Origin of the sequence: Jannaschia formosa, assembly GCF_003340555.1 — a bacterium.
Classification (GTDB): domain Bacteria; phylum Pseudomonadota; class Alphaproteobacteria; order Rhodobacterales; family Rhodobacteraceae; genus Jannaschia; species Jannaschia formosa.
Genome location: NZ_QPLJ01000037.1, coordinates 1 through 23,747 on the forward strand (window position 1 = coordinate 1; position 23,747 = coordinate 23,747).

Here is a 23,747-nt window from a genome sequence, read left to right on the forward strand (position 1 = left end):
AGCCAGCATCCAACCCGTCTTGCGCTCCGCCCCCGATAGCAGCCCGTCCACGAACGCCGCGGCCGTCGCGCGCTGCTCGGCGCGCCCGAACGCAGACCCCATCCGCGCCTTCAGATGATCGCGCTCCGCACGCCAGTCCACCAGCGCACCTGCCAAGACCGCAGATGCCATCGCCCATCCGCTTTCTGACGGACGACTGGGGGCTGATGCAGACCGACCCGGCCACGACCGCGGGCGGGCTGGCGGACGAGGACTGGCACGCCCTGTCCGCCGGCGAGGGCGCGAAGGGCCCGCGGCTCCACGACTGGGCGCGCGTGGCCCTGGGATGGGCCGCCGAGCCCGGCTTCGAGCGCTGGCTGCTGATCCGCCGCAGCCCGCGCGAGCCCGACCGGCTGGCCTACTTCTTCGCCTGTGCCCCGGAGGGCACCGCGCTGCCCGAACTTGCCCGCGCCGCCGGCAGCCGTTGGGCGATCGAGGAATGCTTCCTGCGCGCCAAGGACGACCTTGGCCTCGACCACTGCGAGGCCCGCTCCTGGCACGGCTGGCACCGCCACATGACCCTCGTCATGGCTGCGCAGGCGTTCCTCGCCACGCTCGCCGCCACGCAGGCCCGCGACGCCTTCGGCAAACCATCCGAAGACAAAACGAGTCCGACGCCGCAAGACGCCCCCGAAGCCGCATGACCGCCATGGCGGCGGGGATCATGAGCATGTCCGAGCTGCGCACCCTCATCGCCAAGCTCGTGATTCCGCCTCGGACACGTGCGGCCTTCATCTGGCACTGGTCCCGATGGCGACGACAACACCAAACCGCAGCCGCCATCTGTCATCGAAAACGGACGGAGTATATGCAACTGTAGTACTAAGGTTGTCGAGCGTACCTTCGTCCGGCTCGCCCGGTTTGGCTATCTCGCCACCCGCTACGAGCACCCAGCCGACATCCACACGGCCCTCACTACACTCGCCGCCGCGCATATCTGCATGAACCAGATCAGGCGGTTCTGCTGGACGCCCAAAGATTGGAACATGACTATCGGGCGGGGGCAGGCCACTCCGGTGGCCGCAGCAGAATCGCGCCGGGTCAACCCCGAGCGCCGAAGAACTCATCACCGCAATCTCGCGCTTTACCCGGCGGCCACGGATGTCATTGTCCGCCAAGGCGAAGACAGAAAGGACAGGTCATGGAATACCGCACACTGGGACGCTCGGGGCTCAAGGTCTCGGCGATCACCATGGGCACCTTCACCTTCGGCGGCGAGGGCCCGTTCGGCATGGTGGGCCAGCACGGGGTGAGGGAGGCGCAGCGGCTCGTGGACCTCTGCATCGATCACGGCGTGAACCTCTTCGACTGCGCCAACATGTACTCCACCGGCACCGCCGAGGAGATCCTCGGAGAGGTTCTGGAAGGCCGCCATGACGACATCCTCGTCACCTCGAAGGCCCGCATGCGCATCGGCGACGGGCCGAACGACGAGGGCGTGTCGCGCTGGCATCTCATCCGGGAATGCGAGCGCACGCTGAAGAAGCTCCGGACCGACCACATAGACATCTACTACATGCACGAATGGGACGGGGTGACGCCGGTCGAGGAGAAGATGGCCGCGCTCGAGACCCTGATCCAGCAGGGCAAGGTGCGCTATATCGGCTGCTCGAACTATTCCGGCTGGCAGGTGTCGAAATCCCTCGCTGCCGCGGATGCGGCGGGCACGACCCGTTTCGTCACGCAGCAGATCCACTACACGCTCGAGGCGCGCGAGGCGGAATACGAGCTTCTGCCGCTCTCCGTCGACCAGGGTCTCGGCGTGCTGGTCTGGTCGCCTCTGGCCGCCGGCCTGCTGACCGGCAAGCACCGTCGCGGCAAGGAGGCGCCCGAAGGCTCGCGTCAGGCCGCCGGATGGACCGAGCCGCCGATCCGCGACATGGAGCGGCTCTGGAACATCGTCGACGTGCTCGTCGAGATCGGCGACGCTCGCGGCGTGTCGGGCGCCCGGATCGCGCTCGCCTGGCTATTGAGCCGGCCGGGGGTGTCGTCGCTCGTGGTCGGGGGCCGCAATGAAGAGCAGTTCAAGGACAATTTCGGCGCCGTGGACATCCGGCTGACGGAGGAGGAATTGCGGAAGCTCAACGACGTGAGCCGCCTGCCGCTGATCTATCCCTACTGGCACCAGCACAATTTCGCCCTGACCCGCATGTCGCAGGCCGACATGGCGCTTCATGCCGACTACCCCGACCGGATGTATGGCGGCGAGGACCCGCTGGTCTGAGACGCAGACCGGAGCAGCGCCGGAGCCGCTTCAGGAGCGGCTTCGGCACGGCACTGTCCTTCTGCGGCTTGCCATCCCCGACCGTGGCCGAGGTCGCTTCACCCCTCGCGGTCCGCCAGCGCCTTCACGATCCGCTCCATGGCGAGCATCCCCGGATCGTCCATCCCGACGCTCTTCTCGCCGAAGATGCGGGCCCGGCCCACGGTGGCCTTCCTGTCGCGGAAGGCGTCCAGCGCTTCGGTCGCCGCCGTGGCGGCGGCGTCGGCCACTTCGGACGGCGCGCTCTGCCCCTCCGTCGCCTTCGCTACGGCGTCGAGCGAGTCGAGCACGGTCTTGCCGCCCAGCTCCGCCTTGCCGCGCGCCTGCATCTGGTCGCGGGCCAGGGCCGTCAACTCCGATACCCGCGCGGGCGAGACTTCCGTCTCGCCCTTCACCTGCTTGGCGATGGCCATGATCCCCGTCGCGAGGAGCGTGCCGTAGGACGAGCCGGACGATTTCGTGAAGGCCTGCGCGCAGGCCAGCAGCGCCATGCCGAGGTCGTCGGGAAGATCCTCGGCCTTCTCCGTGATCGCCCGCATCCCGCGGGTCATCGTCACTCCGAGATCACCGTCGCCGAGCGCTCCGTCGGCCTCGTTCAGAAGCTCGAAATCACGTTCCATCGCTTGCCCGAGGCGGTCCAGGGCGGCAAGAAGCGCGGCACGGTCGATCGTCATCCGACCCTCCAGAAGGCGCAGTCGCAGGGGGCCTGCAGGAGCGTCTCCATCTCGTCGTCGAGCTTCAACAGGGTGAAGGAGACGCCCGCCATCTCCATCGAGGTGGCATAGCGCCCGACCAGCGGCATCACGATGCTCGCCCCTGCCCCCTCGAGCCGCGCCTTCACGACGTTGTAGAGGATGTAGAGCTCTTCCGGGGGCGTCGCGCCGAGCGAGTTCACCATGACCGACACCCGGTCGCCGGACCCGAGCGGCATGTCGTCAAGAAGCCGGTCCATCATCTCGCCCGCGATCTCGTCCGCGCTCCGGAGCTTGCCGCGCCAGACGCCGGGTTCGCCATGGATGCCCATGCCCATCTCGATCTCGTCCTCGGCGATCTCGAAGGTCGGCTTGCCGGCCTGCGGCACCGTGCAGGGCGACAGCGCCACGCCAATCGACCGGCAGGCATCCGCGGCCTTCTGCGCCACGGCCGTCACCGCGTCGAGGTCCCGTCCCTCTTCGGCTGCGGCACCGGCGATCTTGTAGGCATAGACCATGCCCGCCACGCCGCGGCGCTTCTCCTTCTCCTCCGGCGGGGCGGAGGCCACGTCGTCGGTCAGAAGCACGGTCGAGCAGGTAATGTCCTCGAACTCCACCAGGTCGCCGGCCATGTCGAAGTTCATCACGTCTCCACCGTAATTGCCGTAGAGACGCAGCACCCCGGCGCCGCTGTCGGCGGCGCGGATCGCGTCGGCCATCTGCTCGGCCGAGGGCGAGGCGAAGACGTCGCCGATGGCGCAGGCGTCGAGCAGGCCCTGGCCGACATAGCCCGCGAAGACCGGCAGGTGACCCGAGCCGCCGCCCGTGACGATGCCGACCTTGCCTTCCCTGCCCGCCCTGGCGCGGACCACGACGCGGCCGCTGTCGCCGTGCAGGGCGTAGTAGTCCGGATGTGCGGCCGTCAGTCCCGCCAGCATCTCGTCCACATAGGCCTCGGGCGCGTTCAGGATCTTCTTCATGGATTACCCTCCTTCTCAGCCGGACTTCGCCGGTGCGCGGCGGGCCCTCAGACCCGCCCAGTTCGTGACGTTGATGACCATGACCAGCAGCAGCAGGCCGCCCCAGATCAGCTCCCGCGCGAAGTTCGACACCTGCAGCATGTTGAGCCCCGAGGACAGGAACTGCATCGAGAGCACCGCCAGCACCACGCCGACCACGCGCCCATAGCCGCCATAGGGGTTCACGCCGCCGAGGACGGCGATCAGGACCGCCAGCAGAAGGTAGCTCGACCCGTAGTCGGCCTTGGCCGAGTTGGCGCGCGACATGATGACGAGGCCCGCGACCGACGAGAACATGCCCGCGATCACGTAGACCTTGAGCAGGACGCGATCCACGTCGATGGCGGCGAAAAGCGCGGCGAGCGGGTTCGCGCCGTACATCGTTACCCGAAGGCCGAAGCCGGTGCGGGTCAGCAGTACGTGCAGCCCGAAGGCCAGCAACGCGAAGAGGATCAGCGGGACCGGCACGTAGAACAGAGTCGCGTTCCCGATCACGGCGACCACGGCAGGAAAGCCCATCACCGCGCTGCCGCCCGTCATCGCCACCGCAAGCCCGGTGAAGACGAGGCCGGAGCCCAGTGTCGCGAGGATCGGCGGCAGGCCAAAGCGGGACACGAGAATGCCGTTCAGGAAGCCGGCGACGGCCCCCACGCCCATCGCCGCGACGACCGCGATCCCCAGCCACATCACCGCCGCCGCGCCGACGACCCCCGCGCCGGCGAAGGCCGTCAGGATCGTCGCCGCCACGACCGCCGACAGGTTCGCCACGCCGACGACCGAGAGGTCGATGCCCCCGGTCATCATCGTGATCGTCACCGCCAGCGCGAGGATCGCGAATTCGGGAAACTGGAACGCCATCGAGGTCAGGTTCTGCGGCGAGAGAAACCTCTCCGGCGACAGAGCCGCCATCAGGACGAAGACGAGCACGGTGATGATGGCCAGCCGGAATTCCGGCGACTCGACCAGCTTTGGTTCGATGCGGGGTCCGCTCATGGCTGTCTCCTCACCCGGCGCGCGCCGCGGCGCGCTTGGCCTGATAGGCAGGCAGGCCCGTGCCCAGCAGGATCAGCGCGCCGATGGTCACGGATTGCCAGGTCGACGGGATGCCGATCACGATCAGGCTGTTCTGCACCAGGACGATCAGCGCGACGCCCAGCAGCGTCCCGGTGATCGTGCCGTAGCCCCCGATCAGCCGCGCACCGCCGAGCACTACCGCCGCGATGACGCTCAGTTCGAGCCCGACAAGGCTGAACGGATCCGCCATCCGGTTCATCGACCCGTGCAGGATACCCGCAAGCCCCGCCAGGGCCCCCACGTAGACATAGACGAAGACCTGCGTGCGCCGCACGTTGATGCCGATGCGCCGCGCGCTTTCGACTGAGCCGCCGATGGCGAAGATCGACCGCCCCAGCATGGTCTTGTGCAGGATGAACGCCGTCAGCAGCACCACCGCCACGAGCGCCGCCAGGGACCACGGCAGGTTGTAGAAATCTCCGCTCTCGGTCGTTCCCCGGGCGATCACCATCCGGGAGAATTCGCGCATGTCCGGCGGCAGGGCGGAGATCCGGTCCGAGCCGACGAAGGTCAGCAGGAACCCGCGGAACACCGACAGCGTGCCGAGGGTCACGATCAGCGTGGGCAGCCCGAACCCCGCGATGAACAGCGCGTTGATCGCGCCCAGCCCGGCGCCCAGCAGGACCGACAGGGTGAAGATCAGGAACCACGGCATCTCCGGCGCGAAGGCCAGCGAGAATTTCGTCGTCATGTACATGGCCGAGACGGCGACGGCGGTGAAGCTCACGTCGATCCCGCCCGAGATCAGCACCAGCATCGCGCCCACGGCGAGGATGCCCAGCACGATGGAGGCCCGCAGAAGATCGCTCAGCGTGGTGACCGTCAGGAAATTCGGGTCCGACACCGCCGCGATGATGCAGAACAGCACGATGACGACCGCGACGAGCGTCTCGTTTCTGGTGATGAGGGACGTCATGAAGCCATCTTGTGTGCGAGTTCGGTCTCGGTGATCGACCCGCCCTCGATCTCCTCGACCATCTCGCCCCCGCGCATCACGAGGATGCGGTGGCAGGTGGCCAGAAGCTCGGGCAAGTCGTCGGAGATCACGATCACGCCCAGCCCCTGGGCCCCGAGATCGCGGATGATGTCATGGATCTCGGCCTTCGACCCCACGTCGACGCCGACGCTGGGCCCGTTCAGGATCAGCATCTTCGGCGCCCGCGCCAGCCAGCGCGCCAGGGCCACCCGCTGCTGGTTCCCCCCCGACAGCGAGGTCACCGGCGCCGAGAGCGAGGGCGTCTTGACCTTCAGCCGGGTCAGCCAGTCGCCGGCCTCGCCGATCAGCGCCTTCATGTCGAGAAAGCCGCGGCGCTCGTGGCTGTCGAGCCGGCCCACGGCCACGTTGCGCAGGATCGACTGCGTGAGGAACAGCCCCTCGGTCAGCCGGTCCTCGGGAACGTAGCCGATGCGCGCCCGTGCCGCGGCGACGGGATCGCCCAGCGGCACGTTCTGGCCATCCAGCGTGATGCGCCCGGAATCGGGCGCCACGAGACCGAACAAGGCCTTCGCCAGAGAGGTGCGCCCGCTTCCCAAAAGGCCCGTGATCCCAAGGACCTCGCCGCGTCGCATCTCAAAGCTGACGTTCGAGAACGACCCCGGCTTGTTCAGCGCCTCGACCTTCAGAAGGGTCTCGGCGGTCCCGCCAAAGGCGCCCGGCGAAGCCCGCGCCACGTCGCGGCCGGTCATGTGCCGCGTCAGCGAGGCCGCGTCGAAGTCCTCCGCCGGCCCCTCCGCCACCTTGCGTCCGTTGCGCAGCACGACGACCTTCTCGCTGACCTCCAGCACCTCGGCCAGCTTGTGGCTGACGAAGACGACCGCCACGCCCTCGTCCTTCAGCAGCCGGATGATGCCGAGCAGCCGCCGCACCTCGCGCTCGGTCAGGGCCGTGGTCGGCTCGTCCATGATGATGAGCCGGGCCTCGCAGGCAAGCGCCCGGCAGATCGCGACGAGCTGCTTGTGCGCCACCGGCAGATGCTCGACCCGCGCATCGAGCGGAATGTCCACTCCGATCCGTTCAAGCACGCGGCGGGCAGTCTCTCGCGCGGCGCGCCGGTTGAAGAACTGCCTGTGCTCGGCAAGTTCGCTGACGAATGCGATGTTCTCGGCGACCGTCAGGTTCGGAAAGAGCGAGAAATCCTGAAAGATGACCAGCACGCCCGCTGCGGCCGCGCGACGCGGGGTGAGGCCCGTCATCCGCTCTCCACCGATGCGGATGGTGCCCTCGGTCGGCTGCTCCACGCCGGAGAGGACCTTTATCAGCGTCGACTTGCCGGATCCGTTCTCGCCGGCAAGGCAGACCGCTTCGCCCGGGGCGACGACGAAATCCACCTCGTCGAGCGCGGTCACGCCGGCATAACGCTTCGTGATGCCCCTCATCTCGATGAGGGCGTCGGTGTCTGGCGAGCCCATAACGGTCCGATTTCTGGAATGTCGTGGCGTATACGTGAACGGAGCGGGACGGAGCGGAGGCCTCGGCCGCCGCTCCGCCCAAGTCCGATCAGAACGGGTAGTCGGCCATGTTCTCGGTGTTCACGTTCACCCAGGCCTGGCCGTAGATGACCTTGCCGTCGAGGGTGACGTTCTCGTAGCCGGGCAGGCCCAGATCCATGCCGTCGGTGATTTCCTCGCCGTCCATCACCATCTGCGCGACCTTGTTCATCGCGTAGCCCGCGACGGACGGATCCCAGAACCCGATGCCGTCCACCGCGCCGGTCTCGAGGTACTGGCCCGCGATCGAGGGCAGCGAGGTGCCGAAGACGCAGGTCGCGTCCTCCATGCCGCGCTCCTCGACGGCGAGGCCGATGCCTGCCACGTCGGTGGAGGCGGAGCCCTGCATGCCCTTCACGTTCGGGAAGGCGCGCAGCACCTCCTGGGCGCGCTCATAGGCCTGCTGGGCGTCGTCGAACGTCTCGTTCTTGTCGCCCACCAGCGTCATGTTCGGATAGTTCGCCTCCTGATATGCGATGGCGCCGTCAACCCACTGGTTGTGCGTCTGCGACGTCAGCGAACCCACGAAGACGGCGTATTCTCCCTCGCCCTCCATGCAGGTCGCGAGCTGCTCCATCAGGTTCGCGCCGAAATCCTCGTTCACGAAGGCCTCGATGTCGTAGGTCGTGTTCTGCTGGCTCGCCGCCTCGTGAGTGATGACGGTGATGCCGGCTTCCATCGCGCGGCCCAGCACGGGTTCCAGCGCCTCGGGGGACATCGGAACCACGGCCAGCGCGTCGACGCCCTGGGCGATCATGTCCTCGATCAGGGCCGCCTGCTGCTGCGGGTCGGCCTGCCCCGGGCCCACCTGGAACGCGTTGGCGCCGGTGTCGGCGGCATACTGCTTCACGCCCTCTTCCATGCGGTTGAACCACTGGATGCCGGCGATCTTGACGACCGTGGCGATCGATGGCGGATCGTCCTGCGCGGCGGCGAATTGCGGGGCCGCGACGGTCGCCGCTGCGAGGGCGATAAGCGAAACGGTTCTCTTCATTGGTCTTCCTCCCAAATGCCCCCGTCACCGGGGGGATGTCTCCGGCAAGGGTCCGGTGCCCTATGCCAAGCCTGCGCACCGGCCTCCCGCGGGAGACGTCCCTGCGGACGCGTCCCGCCCTCCTCGGAGGGCCGGTTCCGGATCGAAGTCCGGCCAAGGATATCGGCGCTTGTCAACACTTGTGCAGCACCTGCACCTATGTGACGATGACTCTATGATCTGAGGTGGAACGGTCAAGCGATTTCCCGCTGGACTGGCGGGCGAACGAGGAGAGCGGCCGCATGTTGACGGGCGAGCGCCGAGACGACGAGATCGTCCAGGCCGCGTGGCTCTATTACGTGGGCAACCTGAGCCAGCAGCAGGTGAGCGACAGGCTCGGTCTCTCGCGGTTCAAGGTGAACCGGATGCTCGCCGACGCCCGGGACCTCGGCGTCGTGCGCCTTTCACTGGAGCATCGCACCTCCGAGACCCTTGCCCTGGCGGATCGCCTGACGGATCGATTCGGCCTCAAGGAGGTGCAGGTCGCGCCGGTGCCCGCACCCACCCGCGACCACGATTACGAGCGCACCGCCGTCGGCATCCTCGCCGCGACCTATTTGGCGCGGATCGGCTCGGGCGATCGACCTCTGGTCATCGGCGTCGGCTGGGGCCGCACGCTCTCGGCCATGGCCGACAATCTCGCGGGCCTCGTGAACGGCAATCTGACCTTCGTCTCTCTCACGGGCTCGGTCACTCATGCCTCGCGCACCGCACCGGGCGATGTCTGCGTCCGGCTCGCATCGCAGACCGGCGGCCGCGCCATGCTTCTGCCCGCGCCCTTCGTCGCCGATAGCGAGCAAGCCTGCGCGACGATCCTGGAACAGCGGCTGGTCCGCGAAACGCTGAGCGTCGCCCGCAACGCGACTCATGTGATGATGAGCGTCGGCGAATGCCGGGACGGGGCGATCCTGTTCGAGGCCGGTCTTTTCAGCCCCGAGCAGCTCGCCGAGCTGCGCGACAACAACGTCGTGGGAGATTGCTGCGGCGTCTTCTTCACCGCCGACGGCGCCGTGGCCGACATCCCGCTCAACCGTTGCACCCCATGCGTCAGGCCTTCCGAGATGGGCGAGATGGACGTGCTGGTGACGGCCGCCGGTGTCACCAAGGCGGCGGCGACGCTGGCGGTCTTGCGCGCGCGCTTCGTGGACCGGCTACTGATCGACGAGACGCTGGCGCGCGCGATCCTTGACGAGACGTGAGTCGGTTGGTGGAAAGGACTGTGCGATGAAAGGTTTCGGCGTGCATACCAGCATGTGGACCATGAGCTGGGACCGGGAAGGATGCGAGCGGGCTGTCGCCAAGGCATCCTCCTACGGCATGGATTTCCTGGAGATCGCGCTTCTCGACCCGCCCTCGGTCGATGCGGACCACAGCCGGCGCACCCTGGAAGCGGCCGGCATGCGCTCCGTCTGCTCCCTCGGCCTGCCCCAGGCGGTCTGGGCTTCGCACAACCCCGACGGCGCGGTGGACTTCCTCAAGGGCGCCCTCGACAAGGCAGCCGCAATCGGCGCGGAGGCCCTGTCGGGCGTCGTCTACGGCGGCATCGGCGAGCGCTCGGGCAAGCCACCCACCACCGCCGAACTCGACAACGTCGCCCGCGCCCTGACGGAGGCCGCAGCCCACGCGAAGTCCCTTGGCCTGCTGCTCGGGATCGAGCCGGTGAACCGCTACGAGAGCCACCTTCTCAACACCGGCGCGCAGGCGGTGGAGATGATCGAGCGTATCGGCTCCGACACGCTCTTCGTCCATCTCGACACCTACCACATGAACATCGAGGAGAAGGGCATCGCCCAGGGCATCCTCGATGCCCGCGACCATCTCCGCTACATCCACCTGTCGGAATCGGACCGCGGCACGCCCGGCTGGGGCACGGTCCAGTGGGACGAGATCTTCGCCACGCTGAAGGCCATCGGCTTCGACGGCGGCCTCGCGATGGAAAGCTTCATCGACATGCCGCCGGAGCTGGCCTACGGCCTGTCGGTATGGCGTCCCGTTGCCGAAAGCGAAGCGGAGGTCATGGAGAACGGCCTGCCCTTCCTGCGCGGCAAGGCACGCCAGTATGGCCTCATCTGACGCCTCGGTGGCTGATCCGGGCCCGGATCGCCGCCAAGCGGCTCTGATGGTGCGGCCCCCCGACGGCATCTGCTAGGCTTGAGCGGGTCAGCGATGAGCCAGGAGGAGGGCGGTCATGTCGGAGATTCCTAGGCTCCGGACTCATAACCAGTAGCTGACGGTTGCGGCGAGGGCGACGGGGGAGAGGAAGACGTCGGCTCTGCGGTCGTGTCGGGTGGCGATGCGGCGGAAGTCCTTGAGCCGTCCGAACATGCGCTCGATTGCGTTGCGGTTTCGGTAGAAGTTCCGACACCAGAAGATGCGGCGCTTGCGGTTCCGCCTCGGCGGGATGTTGGGGAAGGCCCCGAGCCTCTTCATCTGGTCACGCACGGCGGTGCTGTCGTAGCCCTTGTCCCCGGTCACCACGAGCGCGTCGGGCGGGAGGCGTTGCAACAGCTTCTCGGCCGCGATGCAGTCGGCGACGTTGCCGCCCGTGAGCATCAGCCGGACGGTGCGGCACCAGCGGTCCGCGAGTGCGTGGAGCCTGGTCGTGCGCCCCCCGCGCGAGCGCCCGATCCCTTGCGCAACCTCCCCCCTTTTCCCCCGCTGGCCGAGCGGTGGGCGGAGACGGCGGAACTGTCGATGAGAACCTGCGCGGGTGGACCGCCCGCATCGGCCAAGGCCTCGAAGATGCGGACCCAATGGCCCTTCTCCGCCCACCGGCGCCAGCGGTTGTAGAGGGTCTTGCGCGGCCCGTATGCCGCCGGCGCATCCGCCCACCGGCACCCCGACCGCAGCACGTGGACGATGCCGGAGATCACCCGCCGGTAGTCCACCCGCGGCACCCCGCGGACCTTGTAGGGCAGATGCGGCCGCAGCCGTGCCATCTGCGCCTCGCTCAGCCAGAACAGGTTCTCGGACATGGCCACCCCCTCCAGAATGGCCGATGAATCATGAACAGGCTGAAGAGGCTAGGCGGTTAATGGGTCTGGAGCCTAGCATCAGATAGACGAGTCACGGGGGTCAGAGCACAGTCGATGGATGTTGCGCTCATTGTTCCAGCTCCGGAGCTTTGATAAGCGAGTTCGAGTCGGAATGTCGGTCGCGGGAGAAGACGAAGGCAAGCAAGGATCACAAGTAGCATCGCAAAAAAAAGACGCGCCGCGGGGCGCGCCTCTGATGGTTCTAGCCCGTTTCGGCGTGCTGCTACGAAAGAGTGAAGGCCGCCGTGTAGTTGGCAACATTCTCGGGAGTGATCAGCAGGCAGTCGAAGAGTTGCTTTTCCTGCGAGACCATCGGTTCGCCGTTCTTGATGTAGTGATTGGCCTGGATCACCGCCTCACGTGAGAAGACCGCGACGGGCTGCAGCACGGTGTAGGCCATTTCACCGGCCTTGACCGCATCCACCGCGTCGGGCGAGCCGTCGAAGCCGCCGATGATCACGCCGTCGAGACGCCCGGCTTCCTTCAGCGCGGCGATCGCCCCGAGCGCCATCTCATCATTGCCGGAAATCACTGCGTCGATCTCGGGATTGGCCTGCATGATCGACTGCATCCGGTTGTAGCCCTGAGTGCGGTCCCAGTTGGCGACTTCCTGTGCCACCTTCTCGAGACCGGGATACTGGCCGAGAACGGTGTTGTAGCCGTTCGACCGGGTGGCCGCGTTGTTGTCGGACGGGTTGCCGAAGAACTCGACATATTTCGCTGCGTCGCCAACAAGGCCTTGCCACGTGACCGCCCCCAGCGCCGCGCCCTGCGCGTTGTTCGACACGAGCTGCGCGATGGCAATACCGGATTCGTTGATCTCGGCATTCACCAGGAACACGGGGATGCCGGCCTCGGTTGCGCGGCGCACCACGCCCACCGATCCGTCGGCGTTGGCGGGGTCGAGGATGATCGCCTTGGCCCCGTTGGTGATCGCGGCGTCGATCAGGTTCGATTCCGTATTGGTGTCGCCACGGTGCGCGGACACGTTCGCCTCGTAGCCGAGCTCTTCGGCGGTGGCCTTGGCGACCTCGCCTTCGGTGAACCAGTAGGGGTTCGCCGGGTCGTTCACGATGATCGAGATCAGGCCCTCGGCCCAGGCGGAGCCCGCCATCAGTGGCAGCGATGCGGCAGCCGCGAAAAGCGCGCGTCTGGTCAGGTTGAACATGGTGTTTCTCTCCCTTTGGTGAGTTGTGCCGGAACCCGGCGTTGTTCGCGTCAGGCCCGTCGGGCCTGTTCTCCCGCGAATACTGTGGGGAATGGGTCAGCTCTTGCCGCCCTTGCCCCCGTACTGGATGGAATTGAGCATCACGGCGAGAACGATCACCGCGCCGGTGAAAACGGTCTGCCAGTAGGACGACACGCCCACGATCACGAGCCCTGCCCCCAGGTAGACGATCACGAAGGCGCCCAGCAGCGTGCCCTGCACCGTGCCGCGCCCGCCCATCAGGGAGGCGCCGCCCACCACGACTGCCGCGATCGCGGTCAGCTCGTAGGTAGTGCCCGCGGTGGGCCCGGCCGAGGTCAGCTGCGAGCTGAGCACCAGGCCCGCGATGGCCGCGCAGATGCCGGACAGGACATAGACCGAGACCTGCACCTTCCTGACCGGCACCCCCGACAGTTCCGCCGCGCGCGCATTGCCGCCGGTGGAATAGAGCCAGCGGCCGAAAGGCGCGCGCGACAACAGCAGGTGCACCGCGACCGCGGTCGCCGCCAGGACGAAGATGCTGATCGGGACGCCCCACAGCCGGTTGAAGCCGAGCCATTCGAACCCGGTATTCCCGAGGCTCGGGTCGCCCGACAGGTTGTTGAATGTCAGCCCGTTGGTCATCAGCAGGGCCACGCCCCGCGCCACGTAGAGCGTGCCCAGCGTCGCCACGAAGGCGGGCACCTTGAGGAACGCTACGAGGATGCCGTTGACCACCCCCACCAGCGCGCCCATCGCCAGAGTGCAGACCACGACCGCCCAGACTGGCAGGTAGAGGATCACGCCGAGCCCCGTCAGTTCGACCCCCTGCATCAAGAAGCCCGCGAATACCCCGCAGAGCGCCAGCGTGGAGCCGACCGACAGGTCGATCCCGCCCGAGAGGATCACCAGCAGCATGCCCGTCGCCAGAAGTCCGAAGATGGCGACCTGCGATGTCATGGTCAGGAAATTCGCCACCGACAGGTAGTTGGGCGACAGGATCGCGAAGGTGATGACGATCGCGATCAGTGCGAAGAAGGCGCGGCCTTCGAGCAGGATCTGGACGACATTCGCGTTCTCGCCAAAGATCGAGGCGGTCAGCCCGCCCGACCCCTGCTTCTTGGTGGTGGTGACGTCGGTCATTTCAGGGCTCTCCGGTTCACTGCAGGGGCGTGTCGGGCTTGTCCATCTCGACAATTTCCCGGGCGGTGTGTTCGTCGATGATCAACCCGCCGAGCAGGCCGCTTTCGAGAACGGCCTTGATCGCGTGGACCTTGATGCTGCCCCCGGCGACGGCGACGATGCGGCGGCCTTTCAGCCGGTCGAGGGGCTGGGTCAGGATGCGATCGGTGATCTCCTGGCCGACGGGCTTGCCGCGCCTGTCGAAGAAGTGGCCGAGCATCTCCCCGACCCCCCCGGCCTTGGCGATGGCGGCCATCTCGTCGCGTTCGATCATGCCCGTCGCGACGAGTTCCGCTTCGGCGGTCGTGGTGCCTATGCCGACGATCATCAGGTCGGCGCGAGCGGCCAGTTCCGCTGCCTGCCGCGCGGCTTTCTGGCTGACAAGGACGTCACGGTCGGCGGTCGAGTTGGCGATGAACGGCACCGGCATGGAGGCGGCCTCGGCCCCGGTCTTGCCCGCCAGCCGTGAGACGACCGCATGCGGGGTCACATCCGCCTCGGTGGTCAACGCCCCCATAAGCGACACGACCCGAAGCTTCGGCGCATGCTGCGCGCCGAGGTTCTCGACGCAGGAAAGCAGCGTCCGGCCGTGCCCCACGCCGATGACCCCGTTCTTCCCGCCGGCGATCTCGGCGGCCAGGAACCGGGCTCCGGCGATGCCCAGGGGACCGAGCGCCAGGTCTTCCTGGTGCAGGTCGGTGACCACCTCGCAGTGGTCCAGCCCGAAGGCGGCCATCAGGCTCTGTTGCAGGTCCACCTCGCCCGAGGCGGCCATGATCTGTTCCTTGGTGGCACCGGGTCCGAAGGTTGCCGTGATCTTGCCCTTGTGCATGACGATGATGCGGTGGGCGATGGACAGGCATTCGCTGACCTCGGACGTGGAATAGACCACGGCGAGACCATCGCGCGCGCCCTCCGCCAGAAGGCGGAAGACTTCGGCCTTGGCACCGATGTCGATCCCTCGGGACGGCTCGTCGAGCAGGATCACCGACGGATCGGTGGCCAGCATCTTGCCGATCACCACCTTCTGCTGGTTGCCGCCCGACAACGATCCGATGGCCGCGCCGCCGCCATCCGTCTTGATGGTGACCTCCCTGATCGAGCGGTCGACGATCTCCTGTTCGGCCTCCCGCGACATCAGAAGGTTCCTGGTGAAGGCGCCGATCGAGGCAAGCGAGAGGTTCTGGCCGACGCTCATGGTCTGCACCAGCCCGTCGCGTTGCCGGTCTTCCGGCGTCAGGACGAGGCCGGCCTCGATCCGTTGCGCGATGCTCATGCCGGCGATGTCGCGATCATGCAGGCGGATCTGTCCGCCCGAGGCCGGCAGGCGCCCGGCGACGCATTCCATGAGTTCCGTGCGACCCGCGCCCATCAGGCCGTAGATGCAGACGATCTCCCCCTTGCGAACGTCGAGGGACAGCCGGTCGACGACCGAAAAGCCCGATCCGCCGGGGGCGGGAATGCTCAGGTTCCTGATCGACAGGGCAACGTCGCCGAAGTCGTAGCCGGTCGGAGGCGAGCCCAGGTCGAAGTTCTCGCCTACCATGTTGCGCACGATCCATTCCAGATCGATCTCCGCACGCGGGGCGTAGGCGGTCATCACCCCGTCGCGAAGGACCACGGCATGGTCGGTGATCGTCAGCGCCTCTTCGAGGTGGTGGGAGATGTAGACGATCGAGACGCCGCGCTCCTTCAGGTCGTGGATGACCTTGAACAGGACCTCGACTTCGGCGGCCGACAGGGCCGAGGTCGGCTCGTCCATGATCAGGATGCGGGAATTGACGGACAGCGCGCGGGCGATCTCGACGATCTGCTGCTGGCCGAGGCGGAGATCCTCGACGCGGGTGAGCGGGTCGATGTCCTCTTCCAACTCTTCCATGAGGGTGCGGCACTGACGCTCCTCCTCGGCGTAGTTCACGCCGCGGGGCCCGGCGATCTCGCGTCCCAGAAAGATGTTGTCGCGCACGGTCATGTTGAGGGCCAGCGAAAGCTCCTGATGGATGATCGAGATCCCGAGTTCGCGGGCCTCGACCGTGGAGCCGATCCTGACCGGTGTGCCATCGAGGATCAGTTCACCGGAGGTGGGCAGCTGCACACCCGACAGGATCTTCATCAGCGTGGACTTGCCGGCGCCGTTTTCGCCGAAAAGGGTCGTGACCTGCCCGCGATGAACGTCGAAGTTGACGCCCTTGAGCGCATGGACCGCGCCGAAACTCTTCGTCACATCGCGGGCAGCCAGAACGACCTCTGCCGTGTCGGGCGCGTCCGACGGCGTTTCGTCATGGATCACGGTCGCCATCACTGAACCTCGAGCGCGACCGGCGTCACCAGCCAGTTGTTCGGATTGATCAGGGTAAAGGCGCCGGTGACGGAGAGGGTCTCACCCTGCAGGGCGTCCCGATCCAGGTCCGACAAGACCTCGGCCGCCATGGCGCGATTGATGCCGGCGCCGGCATTCTGGTACTCGATCTGGTTCGTGAAGCTGCCGAACTCGATGTCGCCGGCGATGTCGCGCAGCTCGGTTCCGTTGATGGCCGGGCCGGTCTGGACGCGGATCGTCAACCCGTCGGGCAGATCGGGCACGTCGACTTCGAAGATGCCGGACTGGCCATCGCCGACGACACCGGTGAACGTCACCGTCATGACCGGGAACGCACCGGCCATCGTACCGTAGGCGGCGGTCGCGGCGGCCTTGTCGGCCGCGAGTTCTTCGGCGAGCAGCGCCGCATCGGGCGCGCGGTCGATAACAACGTCGCGAATGCGCGGAAACTCGTCCGCGCCGAAGCGGTCCGGGTCGAAGGCCTGCTGCCTCAGATCCTCGTCGCCCCCGACCGTCACCACCTTGGTGTCGAGCGCGATGGCCCCCATCAGGACGACCACGGCGATAGCCGTGACCCCGTATCCCAGTCTGGCCCTGGTGGCGCCTGCAGGTGCTGTGCGGGATGTTGCCATGGCGTGCGTCCCCCCTCCTCGCTTCGGCCCGACGTGCCGGGCTGTTCCCTTACCCCTGCCCGCAGGCCGGGTGCGCGTCTCATGGAAACGGCAACTCACTGAGATTGCCGGATTCCCCCCTTCGCCTGCCCCGGAGCTCCTCGCTGCCGCGTCGAGGCTGACGTTTCCCTGCCGCAGCAGATCTGCGGCTGATTGACCCAAGCATAAGTGAAAAAAATTACGTTGTCTGCAAAAAATATCAGGACAGGCAGATTTTCTGTGCTACACCGAAAATGCGCAGGGGTGCGGGACGGCGGAGATCCTTGCCGACGTCGTCGCGCGCGGCCGTGGAAGTGCAAGAAACGACCCCTGTGACGAGGAGGAGGCCGAGGTGATCGAGATCGTGGGGGAAGGCCCAGATGTCCGACTTGTCTGACCTGATCATCGGCATCGATGCAGGGACCTCGGTGATCAAGGCGGTGGCCTTCGATCTGTCCGGGCGCCAGGTTGCCACGGCGTCGGTGCGCAACCGCTACGTCACGGGGCCGGATGGCTCCGCGACGCAGTCCATGCCGCAGACCTGGGCCGATTGTGCCGCCGCACTGCGCGGGCTGGGAGAAAAAGTCGAGCGCCTCGCGTCCCGGACGGCGGCGATCGCGCTGACGGGTCAGGGCGACGGCACATGGCTGGTCGGCAAACGCGACGCGCCGGTCGCCGACGCATGGCTCTGGCTCGATGCCCGGGCGGCGCCGACCGTGCGACGGCTCGCAGCGGCAGAGGGCGAACGCGCACGGTTCGAAGCGACGGGCACGGGCCTCAATACCTGTCAGCAAGGCAGCCAGATCGCGCACATGGCAGCCACTTTCCCGGATTTGCTGGACCGGGCGGAGGCGGCGCTGCACTGCAAGGACTGGCTGTTTCTGAAACTCACCGGCGTTCGGGCGACCGATCCCTCCGAGGCGAGCTTCACCTTCGGCGACTTCCGCACCCGGAGCTACAGCGACACGGTCCTGTCCGCCCTCGGCCTGCAGGCCCAGCGCCATCTTCTGCCCGAGATCCTGGACGGGTCGCAGGAGACCCGGCCCCTGACGGCGCAGGCGGCAGAGGCCACCGGGCTACGGTCCGGCACGCCGGTCTCGCTCGGCTATGTCGACATGGTGATGACCGCACTCGGCGCGGGCGTGCACACCGGCCATGCCGGCGCGGCCTGTTCGACAGTCGGCTCCACCGGCGTGCACATGCGCGCGGTGACATCCGACAAGGTGCATCTGAACGAAGCCGGCACGGGCTATGTGATCTGCCTGCCGGTGCCGGATCTGGTGACCCAGGTCCAGACCAACATGGCCGCCGCACTGAACATCGACTGGGCGCTGGCGCTGGCCGAGGACCTGATGGCCGAACTCGGCGATGCGCCGTCGCATGCCGATCTGGTCGCGAGGATCGATGGATGGCTGGAGCGGTCGCGCCCCGGTGCGCTGGTCTACCATCCCTATATCTCGGAGGCGGGCGAACGCGGCCCCTTCGTCAACGCCGACGCGCGCGCGAGCATCCTGGGCCTGAACGCCTCGCATCGGTTTCCCGACGTGATCCGGGCCGTCGTCGAGGGTCTCGGAATGGCCACGCGCGATTGCTACGCCGCGATGGGCGACATGCCCGGCGAATTGCGGCTGACCGGCGGGGCGGCGCGGTCAGCGGCCTTGCGGCAGGTCCTCGCGGCGTCGCTCGACACGCCGGTGCGGGTCTCGTCGCGGGAGGAGGCCGGCGCCGCCGGCTGCGCCATGATGGCCGCCGTCGCGATCGGCGCCTACGCCGACATGGACGCCTGCATCGCACGATGGACAACGCCGCTTCTGGGTCAGCCTGAAGCCCCCGATCCGGGCCTCGTTCCCGTCTATGACCAGCTTTTCAACACCTACCGCCAGGCGCGCGACGCCCTGGCCCCCGTCTGGGACGGGCTGGCCTCCATGCGCGCCTCCGAAGGAGTAACGAGATGACGGAAATACCCAGGGTCGACCTGTTCGTGATCGGTGGCGGAATCAACGGCGCCGGAATCGCCCGCGATGCCGCCGGCCGTGGGCTGAGCGTCGTTCTGTGCGAAAAGGACGACCTTGCCGAAGGCACCTCCTCGCGGTCGGGAAAGCTGGTGCATGGCGGCTTGCGCTACCTCGAATATTACGAGTTCCGGCTGGTGCGCGAGGCGCTGATCGAACGCGAGGTGCTGATGCGAAACGCACCGCACATCATCTGGCCGATGCGTTTCGTGCTGCCGCATTCGCCGCAGGATCGGCCCGCCTGGCTGGTCCGCCTGGGGCTGTTTCTCTACGACAACCTGGGCGGTCGCAAGAAGCTGCCGGGCACGCGCACGCTGGACCTGCGCCGCGACCCTGAAGGCGCGGCGATCAAGGACACGTTCACCCGCGGGTTCGAATATTCCGACTGCTGGGTGGACGATGCGCGGCTCGTGATCCTGAACGCCGTGGACGCCGCCGAACGCGGCGCGCAGGTGCTGACCCGCTCGCCCTGCACCTCCGCCCGGCGCGAGAACGGCGTCTGGCGGGTGACGACCTCCAACTCCTTCACCGGCGAAACCCGGGAGTTCGAGGCGAAGGTTCTGGTCAATGCCGCCGGACCCTGGGTGACGGACGTGGTCACGCGGGTCGCAGGCTCGAATTCGTCGCGCAACGTCCGGCTTGTCAAAGGCAGCCACATCATCGTGCCCAAGTTCTGGAAGGGCGAGAATGCCTATCTGGTGCAGAACCACGACAAGCGCGTGATCTTCATCAACCCCTACGAGCGCGACAAGGCGCTCATCGGCACCACCGACATCGCCTACGAAGGCCGGGCTGAGGATGTGACGGCGGACGAGAGCGAGATCCAGTACCTGATCGACGCGGTGAACCGCTATTTCAAGGAAGAGCTGACCCGCGACGACGTGGAGACCACCTTTTCCGGCGTGCGGCCGCTATTCGACGACGGCGAGGGCAATCCCTCGGCCGTGACCCGCGATTACGTCTTCGACGTCGAGGAGGCCGGCGGCGCGCCGCTTCTGAACATCTTCGGCGGCAAGATCACCACCTTTCGCGAGCTTGCGGAGCGCGGGATGCACCAGATCGAGAAGTTCTTTCCGAATATGGGCAAGGACTGGACCGAACGCGCACCGCTGCCCGGCGGCGATCTGGAAAATGCCGATTACGAATTGTTCCGCAACACGTTGAAGGCCGAATATCCATGGATGCCGCGTGAGCTGCGCCGCCATTACGGCCGCTGCTACGGCAGTCGCGTGCGGCAGATCGCGGGCGACGCGACCTCGCTCGACGGGCTGGGGCGGCATTTCGGCGGCCAACTCTACGAGGCCGAAGTGACCTACCTCATGAACCATGAATGGGCCCAGACCCCCGAGGATATCCTCTGGCGCCGCACCAAGCATCGGCTGCACCTGACCGATGCCGAACAGGCGGCGTTCACCGAATGGTTCGAGGCCAGGGACGAGGCCGCCTGACATGGCGCTGACGCTCTCCCTCAACACGAATCCGCTGGTGAACCGCTTTGCCGAGCCGGACGACCTGATCGACGCCATCGCCCGCGATATCAGGATCCGCGACATCCAGCTGACGCATGAATTCATCAACCCCGGCTGGCCCGCGCCGGTGATCCGCAGGCTGACCCGTGGCATGGACGCGGCGCTGCGGCGGACGGGTGCGCGGATCACCTCGGGCATGACGGGGCCATACGGACGGCTGAACCATTTCGGTCATCCGGATCGGGAGGTGCGGCGCTACTACGTCGACTGGTTCCGGACCTTCGCCGACATCATCGGCGACCTGGGCGGCACCTCTGTCGGAACGCAGTTCGCGATCTTCACCTATCGGGACTTCGACGACCCGGCGCGGCGCGAGGACCTGTTGCAGATCGCGATCGACTGCTGGGCCGAGGTTGCCGAGCACGCCAAGGCTGCCGGGCTGGAATATGTCTTCTGGGAACCGATGAGCGTCGGCCGCGAATTCGGCGAGACGATCGCAAGCTGCATGGCCCTGCAGGATCGCCTGACGGCCGCCGGGATGGCGGTGCCGATGTGGATGATGGCCGATATCGACCACGGCGACGTGACCAGCGACAACCCCGACGACACCGACCCCTATGCCTGGGCCCGGGCTGTGCCCCGGGTCAGCCCGATCATCCACATCAAGCAGTCGATGATGGACAAGTCCGGTCACCGGCCCTTTACGGCCGAGTTCAACGCCAGAGGCGCGATCCAGCCGGAACCGCTGCTTCGGGCCTTCGCCGAGGGTGGCGCCTTGGACAACGAGATCTGTCTCGAACTGTCCTTCAAGGAACGCGAGCCCAACGACCGGCAGGTGATTGCGCAGATCGCCGAAAGCGTGGCGTTCTGGGCGGCGCATATCGATAGCGGGTCTGGCGATCTGAATGTCTGAACCACGCCGCGCGCCTTTTCCCTTTGCCACGGCACCCGAAATCCGCTTCGGCAGGAGGGCGCCGCAGAATGGTGCAGACGCCCCCTTATGGGTAGAACATGCCCTTGCGACGCTCTACGTGACGGCGCGACGGCAAGGGCTGCCGGGGCTGGACAGGCAGGGCGTGCGCGCCGACCATCGCGGCCGGGCACGCGAGATGGCGGCCTGTCCACCGCGGCCGGCCCACCGTCGATGAAGGCCAGCCGCCGTGCCGCCAGACGCGCCGGACCTGGCGAGGACCATGAAGCGAGCGCGTCGGGCGCGGGATAGCGGAGGGCGACAGATGGCGAGAGATCGCGGTGCGGGCGATGCCGAGCAATCCCTGTCGATCCGCGCCGCGTGGCTGCACTACGTGGGCGGAATGCGGCAGGCCGAGGTCGCCAACCGGCTTGGCGTGCCATCGGTCAAGGCGCACCGACTGATCGCCCGGGCGGTGGCAGAAGGCGCGGTGAAGGTCAGCATCGAAGGCGACATCATCGAGTGCATCGAACTCGAGCAGGCGCTTTGCCTGCGCTACGGGCTCTCGACCTGCGAGGTCTCGCCCGATCTGGACGAGGAAGGTCTGCCCCTGCGTACTCTTGGTCTCGCCGGAGCGTCCTGGCTGCGGCGTTGGCTGGAAAGCGGCGAGGAGCTGACGATCGGCATCGGCCACGGCCGGACGCTGGCCGCAGCGGTCCGCGCGATGCCTCGCTTCGACGCGCACGGCTTGAGTTTCGTGTCCCTTCTCGGCGGGCTGACCCGCAACTTTTCAGCCAACCCGCATGACGTCATGCATCTGCTGGCCGAAAAGACCGGCGCGAAGGCCTATGTCATGCCGGTCCCCTTTTTCGCGAACACCGCCGAAGATCGCGTGGTTCTGCTGTCCCAGCGCGGGGTCGCCGAGATATTCCAGCTGGCCGAGACGGCGCCGCTCAAGGTCGTCGGCATCGGCACGGTGGAGGCGGAAACGCAGCTTGTCGCCTCCGGCATGATCGAACGCGCCGAGATCGAGGCGATCTCCGAGGCCGGGGGCGTGGGCGAGATGCTGGGCCATTTCTTCGACCCGGACGGCAACGCGCTCGAAACGCCGCTGACCTCGCGCACGCTCGCCGTGTCGCTGGACGAGACCCGCGACGATCGCATCATCGCGCTGGCGGGCGGCCAGGAGAAGGTCGTCCCGCTCCGCGCCGTGCTGAAAAGCGGACGGCTCTCGGGCCTGATCACCGACGAGCGCACGGCACGGGCCCTCCTCGACGACTGACAGGCCCGCCGCGGCAGTCGCGCGGTCTGCCCATGTCACGGCCCCCTTCCGTCGCTGATTCAATAGGCCAAGGCCATTTGCGAGAGGGGCCGCGCGCGAATTCTGGCGGCCTGGCCCGCGGTTCCGAAGGCCTCGAATTTCTCGATGCACTGCGCCTTCATCCCGTCCATCGCGGGCTTGAGATACTTGCGCGGGTCGAACTCCGCCGGCGTACCCACCAGCGTCTTGCGGATCGCCGCCGTGGCGGCGAGGCGCAGGTCGGTGTCGATATTGACCTTGCGCACGCCATGCCGGATGCCGCGCCGGATCTCTTCCAGCGGCACGCCCCAGGTCGGTTTGATGTCGCCGCCGTATTCGTTGATCAGGAGCCGCAACTCCTCGGGCACGGAAGACGAGCCGTGCATCACCAGATGCGTGTTCGGCAGGCGCTTGTTGATCGCCTCGATCACGTCCATTGCCAGGACTTCGCCATCCGGCTTGCGAGTGAACTTGTAGGCGCCGTGGCTGGTCCCCATCGCCACGGCCAGAGCATCCACGCCGGTGTCGGCGACGAAGCGTTCGGCCTCTTCGGGGTCGGTCAGGAGCTGGTCGTGCGACAGCGTGCCGGTCGCGCCGTGGCCGTCCTCCTGATCGCCCTGCCCGGTCTCGAGCGAGCCGAGCACGCCCAGTTCGCCTTCGACCGACACGCCCGCGGGATGGGCCATGTCGACGACCGCCCGGGTGATGCGGGCGTTGTAGGCGTAGTCGGCGGGGGTGGCGCCGTCTTCCATCAGCGAGCCGTCCATCATCACCGAAGTGAAGCCGTGCTGAATGGCGGTGACGCAGGTGGCCAGGTTGTTGCCGTGATCGAGATGCATGCAGACCGGGATATGCGGGTAGATCTCGACCAGGGCGTCGATCAGCCTGGCCAGGACGATGTCGTTGGCATAGGCGCGCGCGCCCCGGCTGGCCTGCAGGATCACCGGCGACCCGGTATCGTCGGCCGCGGCCATGATGGCCAGCCCCTGCTCCATGTTGGACATGTTGAAGGCGGGGACGGCGTAGCCGTTCTCGGCGGCATGATCCAGAAGCTGTCGGAGGCTGATGCGGGGCAT

The 23,747-nt window shown here is 67.1% G+C and carries 20 protein-coding genes; 8 read left to right on the plus strand and 12 right to left on the minus strand.

The features are described 5' to 3' along the window. The first annotated feature begins 164 nt into the window (after window positions 1-164). A complete protein-coding gene (locus DR046_RS21120) occupies window positions 165-683 on the plus strand; it encodes a hypothetical protein (RefSeq protein WP_135227363.1) in 519 nt (172 codons plus the stop codon). Between the two features lie 497 nt (window positions 684-1,180). After that, window positions 1,181-2,263: an aldo/keto reductase gene (locus DR046_RS21130; protein WP_115384352.1), complete on the plus strand. Its 1,083-nt coding sequence runs from the start codon at window positions 1,181-1,183 to the stop codon at window positions 2,261-2,263. A gap of 98 nt (window positions 2,264-2,361) precedes the next feature. Here the strand turns inward: DR046_RS21130 and DR046_RS21135 are convergent, their stop codons facing one another. From DR046_RS21135 to DR046_RS21160, 6 genes are all read right to left on the minus strand, one after another. Next, window positions 2,362-2,976 (minus strand): dihydroxyacetone kinase subunit L, encoded by a 615-nt coding sequence (locus DR046_RS21135; RefSeq protein ID WP_115384353.1) that lies wholly within the window; start codon window positions 2,974-2,976, stop codon window positions 2,362-2,364. Further along, window positions 2,973-3,974, minus strand: coding sequence for a dihydroxyacetone kinase subunit DhaK (locus DR046_RS21140; protein ID WP_115384354.1), 1,002 nt, complete (start codon window positions 3,972-3,974; stop codon window positions 2,973-2,975). Before DR046_RS21140 ends, DR046_RS21135 begins: the two co-directional genes overlap by 4 nt. A 15-nt stretch (window positions 3,975-3,989) precedes the next feature. Further along, entirely contained in the window at window positions 3,990-5,006 is a 1,017-nt protein-coding gene (locus DR046_RS21145; protein ID WP_115384355.1) for an ABC transporter permease, read from the minus strand. A 10-nt stretch (window positions 5,007-5,016) separates the two neighbouring features. After that, entirely contained in the window at window positions 5,017-6,003 is a 987-nt protein-coding gene (locus DR046_RS21150) for an ABC transporter permease (protein WP_115384356.1), read from the minus strand. After that, complete coding sequence (locus DR046_RS21155; protein WP_245191040.1) at window positions 6,000-7,433, minus strand: sugar ABC transporter ATP-binding protein; 1,434 nt, start codon at window positions 7,431-7,433, stop codon at window positions 6,000-6,002. The genes DR046_RS21150 and DR046_RS21155 overlap by 4 nt, the downstream gene beginning before the upstream one ends. A 151-nt stretch (window positions 7,434-7,584) precedes the next feature. Next, window positions 7,585-8,568, minus strand: a complete 984-nt coding sequence (locus DR046_RS21160) for an autoinducer 2 ABC transporter substrate-binding protein (RefSeq protein ID WP_115384358.1) — start codon at window positions 8,566-8,568, stop codon at window positions 7,585-7,587. Window positions 8,569-8,849: 281 nt separating this feature from the next. Between DR046_RS21160 and DR046_RS21165 the strand changes: the two genes are divergently transcribed. Both DR046_RS21165 and DR046_RS21170 read left to right on the plus strand, forming a co-directional pair. Next, window positions 8,850-9,806, plus strand: a complete 957-nt coding sequence (locus tag DR046_RS21165) for a sugar-binding transcriptional regulator (protein WP_115384359.1) — start codon at window positions 8,850-8,852, stop codon at window positions 9,804-9,806. Between the two features lie 61 nt (window positions 9,807-9,867). Continuing rightward, a complete protein-coding gene (locus DR046_RS21170; protein ID WP_245191041.1) occupies window positions 9,868-10,680 on the plus strand; it encodes a sugar phosphate isomerase/epimerase family protein in 813 nt (270 codons plus the stop codon). A 141-nt stretch (window positions 10,681-10,821) separates the two neighbouring features. On the opposite strand, the gene DR046_RS21175 is transcribed toward DR046_RS21170, so the two are convergent. The 5 genes from DR046_RS21175 to DR046_RS21195 all read right to left on the minus strand — a co-directional run bounded on the left by DR046_RS21175 (window position 10,822) and on the right by DR046_RS21195 (window position 16,962). Continuing rightward, window positions 10,822-11,582, minus strand: a protein-coding gene (locus DR046_RS21175; protein WP_115384361.1) for an IS5 family transposase whose coding sequence is annotated in 2 segments (ribosomal slippage) — window positions 10,822-11,246 and window positions 11,246-11,582 — 762 coding nt in all. Because the reading frame shifts where the segments join, the coding sequence is not laid out codon by codon here. Between the two features lie 283 nt (window positions 11,583-11,865). Next, window positions 11,866-12,810: a D-ribose ABC transporter substrate-binding protein gene (locus tag DR046_RS21180; protein ID WP_115384362.1), complete on the minus strand. Its 945-nt coding sequence runs from the start codon at window positions 12,808-12,810 to the stop codon at window positions 11,866-11,868. A 96-nt stretch (window positions 12,811-12,906) separates the two neighbouring features. Further along, window positions 12,907-13,971 carry an ABC transporter permease gene (locus tag DR046_RS21185; protein WP_115384363.1) on the minus strand — a complete coding sequence of 355 codons (1,065 nt, stop codon included), beginning with the start codon at window positions 13,969-13,971 and terminating at the stop codon, window positions 12,907-12,909. 16 nt (window positions 13,972-13,987) lie between these two features. Beyond that, window positions 13,988-16,309 (minus strand): sugar-binding domain-containing protein, encoded by a 2,322-nt coding sequence (locus tag DR046_RS21190; protein WP_115384364.1) that lies wholly within the window; start codon window positions 16,307-16,309, stop codon window positions 13,988-13,990. Further along, window positions 16,309-16,962, minus strand: coding sequence for a DUF2291 family protein (locus DR046_RS21195; protein WP_115384365.1), 654 nt, complete (start codon window positions 16,960-16,962; stop codon window positions 16,309-16,311). Before DR046_RS21195 ends, DR046_RS21190 begins: the two co-directional genes overlap by 1 nt. 398 nt (window positions 16,963-17,360) lie before the next feature. Here DR046_RS21195 and DR046_RS21200 point away from each other — a divergent pair, with 398 nt between their 5' ends. The 4 genes from DR046_RS21200 (at window position 17,361) to DR046_RS21215 (ending at window position 22,653) form a co-directional block, all read left to right on the plus strand. Continuing rightward, on the plus strand, window positions 17,361-18,935 hold the full coding sequence (locus DR046_RS21200) for an FGGY-family carbohydrate kinase (RefSeq protein WP_115384366.1): 1,575 nt from the start codon (window positions 17,361-17,363) through the stop codon (window positions 18,933-18,935). Further along, window positions 18,932-20,440, plus strand: coding sequence for a glycerol-3-phosphate dehydrogenase (locus DR046_RS21205; protein ID WP_115384367.1), 1,509 nt, complete (start codon window positions 18,932-18,934; stop codon window positions 20,438-20,440). The genes DR046_RS21200 and DR046_RS21205 overlap by 4 nt, the downstream gene beginning before the upstream one ends. A gap of 1 nt (window position 20,441) precedes the next feature. Next, on the plus strand, window positions 20,442-21,374 hold the full coding sequence (locus tag DR046_RS21210; RefSeq protein ID WP_115384368.1) for a TIM barrel protein: 933 nt from the start codon (window positions 20,442-20,444) through the stop codon (window positions 21,372-21,374). 322 nt (window positions 21,375-21,696) lie between these two features. Next, complete coding sequence (locus tag DR046_RS21215; protein ID WP_115384369.1) at window positions 21,697-22,653, plus strand: sugar-binding transcriptional regulator; 957 nt, start codon at window positions 21,697-21,699, stop codon at window positions 22,651-22,653. A 59-nt stretch (window positions 22,654-22,712) separates the two neighbouring features. Here the strand turns inward: DR046_RS21215 and fba are convergent, their stop codons facing one another. Next, a complete protein-coding gene (gene fba / locus DR046_RS21220) occupies window positions 22,713-23,747 on the minus strand; it encodes a class II fructose-bisphosphate aldolase (protein WP_115384370.1) in 1,035 nt (344 codons plus the stop codon).

Bases quoted from the DNA above. Each gene is read 5' to 3' on its own strand.
- DR046_RS21120 (WP_135227363.1), top strand. From the start codon at position 165: ATGCCATCGCCCATCCGCTTTCTGACGGACGACTGGGGGCTGATGCAG.
- DR046_RS21130 (WP_115384352.1), top strand. From the start codon at position 1,181: ATGGAATACCGCACACTGGGACGCTCGGGGCTCAAGGTCTCGGCGATC.
- DR046_RS21135 (WP_115384353.1), bottom strand. From the start codon at position 2,976: ATGACGATCGACCGTGCCGCGCTTCTTGCCGCCCTGGACCGCCTCGGG.
- DR046_RS21140 (WP_115384354.1), bottom strand. From the start codon at position 3,974: ATGAAGAAGATCCTGAACGCGCCCGAGGCCTATGTGGACGAGATGCTG.
- DR046_RS21145 (WP_115384355.1), bottom strand. From the start codon at position 5,006: ATGAGCGGACCCCGCATCGAACCAAAGCTGGTCGAGTCGCCGGAATTC.
- DR046_RS21150 (WP_115384356.1), bottom strand. From the start codon at position 6,003: ATGACGTCCCTCATCACCAGAAACGAGACGCTCGTCGCGGTCGTCATC.
- DR046_RS21160 (WP_115384358.1), bottom strand. From the start codon at position 8,568: ATGAAGAGAACCGTTTCGCTTATCGCCCTCGCAGCGGCGACCGTCGCG.
- DR046_RS21165 (WP_115384359.1), top strand. From the start codon at position 8,850: ATGTTGACGGGCGAGCGCCGAGACGACGAGATCGTCCAGGCCGCGTGG.
- DR046_RS21170 (WP_245191041.1), top strand. From the start codon at position 9,868: ATGAGCTGGGACCGGGAAGGATGCGAGCGGGCTGTCGCCAAGGCATCC.
- DR046_RS21180 (WP_115384362.1), bottom strand. From the start codon at position 12,810: ATGTTCAACCTGACCAGACGCGCGCTTTTCGCGGCTGCCGCATCGCTG.
- DR046_RS21185 (WP_115384363.1), bottom strand. From the start codon at position 13,971: ATGACCGACGTCACCACCACCAAGAAGCAGGGGTCGGGCGGGCTGACC.
- DR046_RS21190 (WP_115384364.1), bottom strand. From the start codon at position 16,309: ATGGCGACCGTGATCCATGACGAAACGCCGTCGGACGCGCCCGACACG.
- DR046_RS21195 (WP_115384365.1), bottom strand. From the start codon at position 16,962: ATGGCAACATCCCGCACAGCACCTGCAGGCGCCACCAGGGCCAGACTG.
- DR046_RS21200 (WP_115384366.1), top strand. From the start codon at position 17,361: ATGTCCGACTTGTCTGACCTGATCATCGGCATCGATGCAGGGACCTCG.
- DR046_RS21205 (WP_115384367.1), top strand. From the start codon at position 18,932: ATGACGGAAATACCCAGGGTCGACCTGTTCGTGATCGGTGGCGGAATC.
- DR046_RS21210 (WP_115384368.1), top strand. From the start codon at position 20,442: ATGGCGCTGACGCTCTCCCTCAACACGAATCCGCTGGTGAACCGCTTT.
- DR046_RS21215 (WP_115384369.1), top strand. From the start codon at position 21,697: ATGGCGAGAGATCGCGGTGCGGGCGATGCCGAGCAATCCCTGTCGATC.
- fba (WP_115384370.1), bottom strand. From the start codon at position 23,747: ATGCCCCGCATCAGCCTCCGACAGCTTCTGGATCATGCCGCCGAGAAC.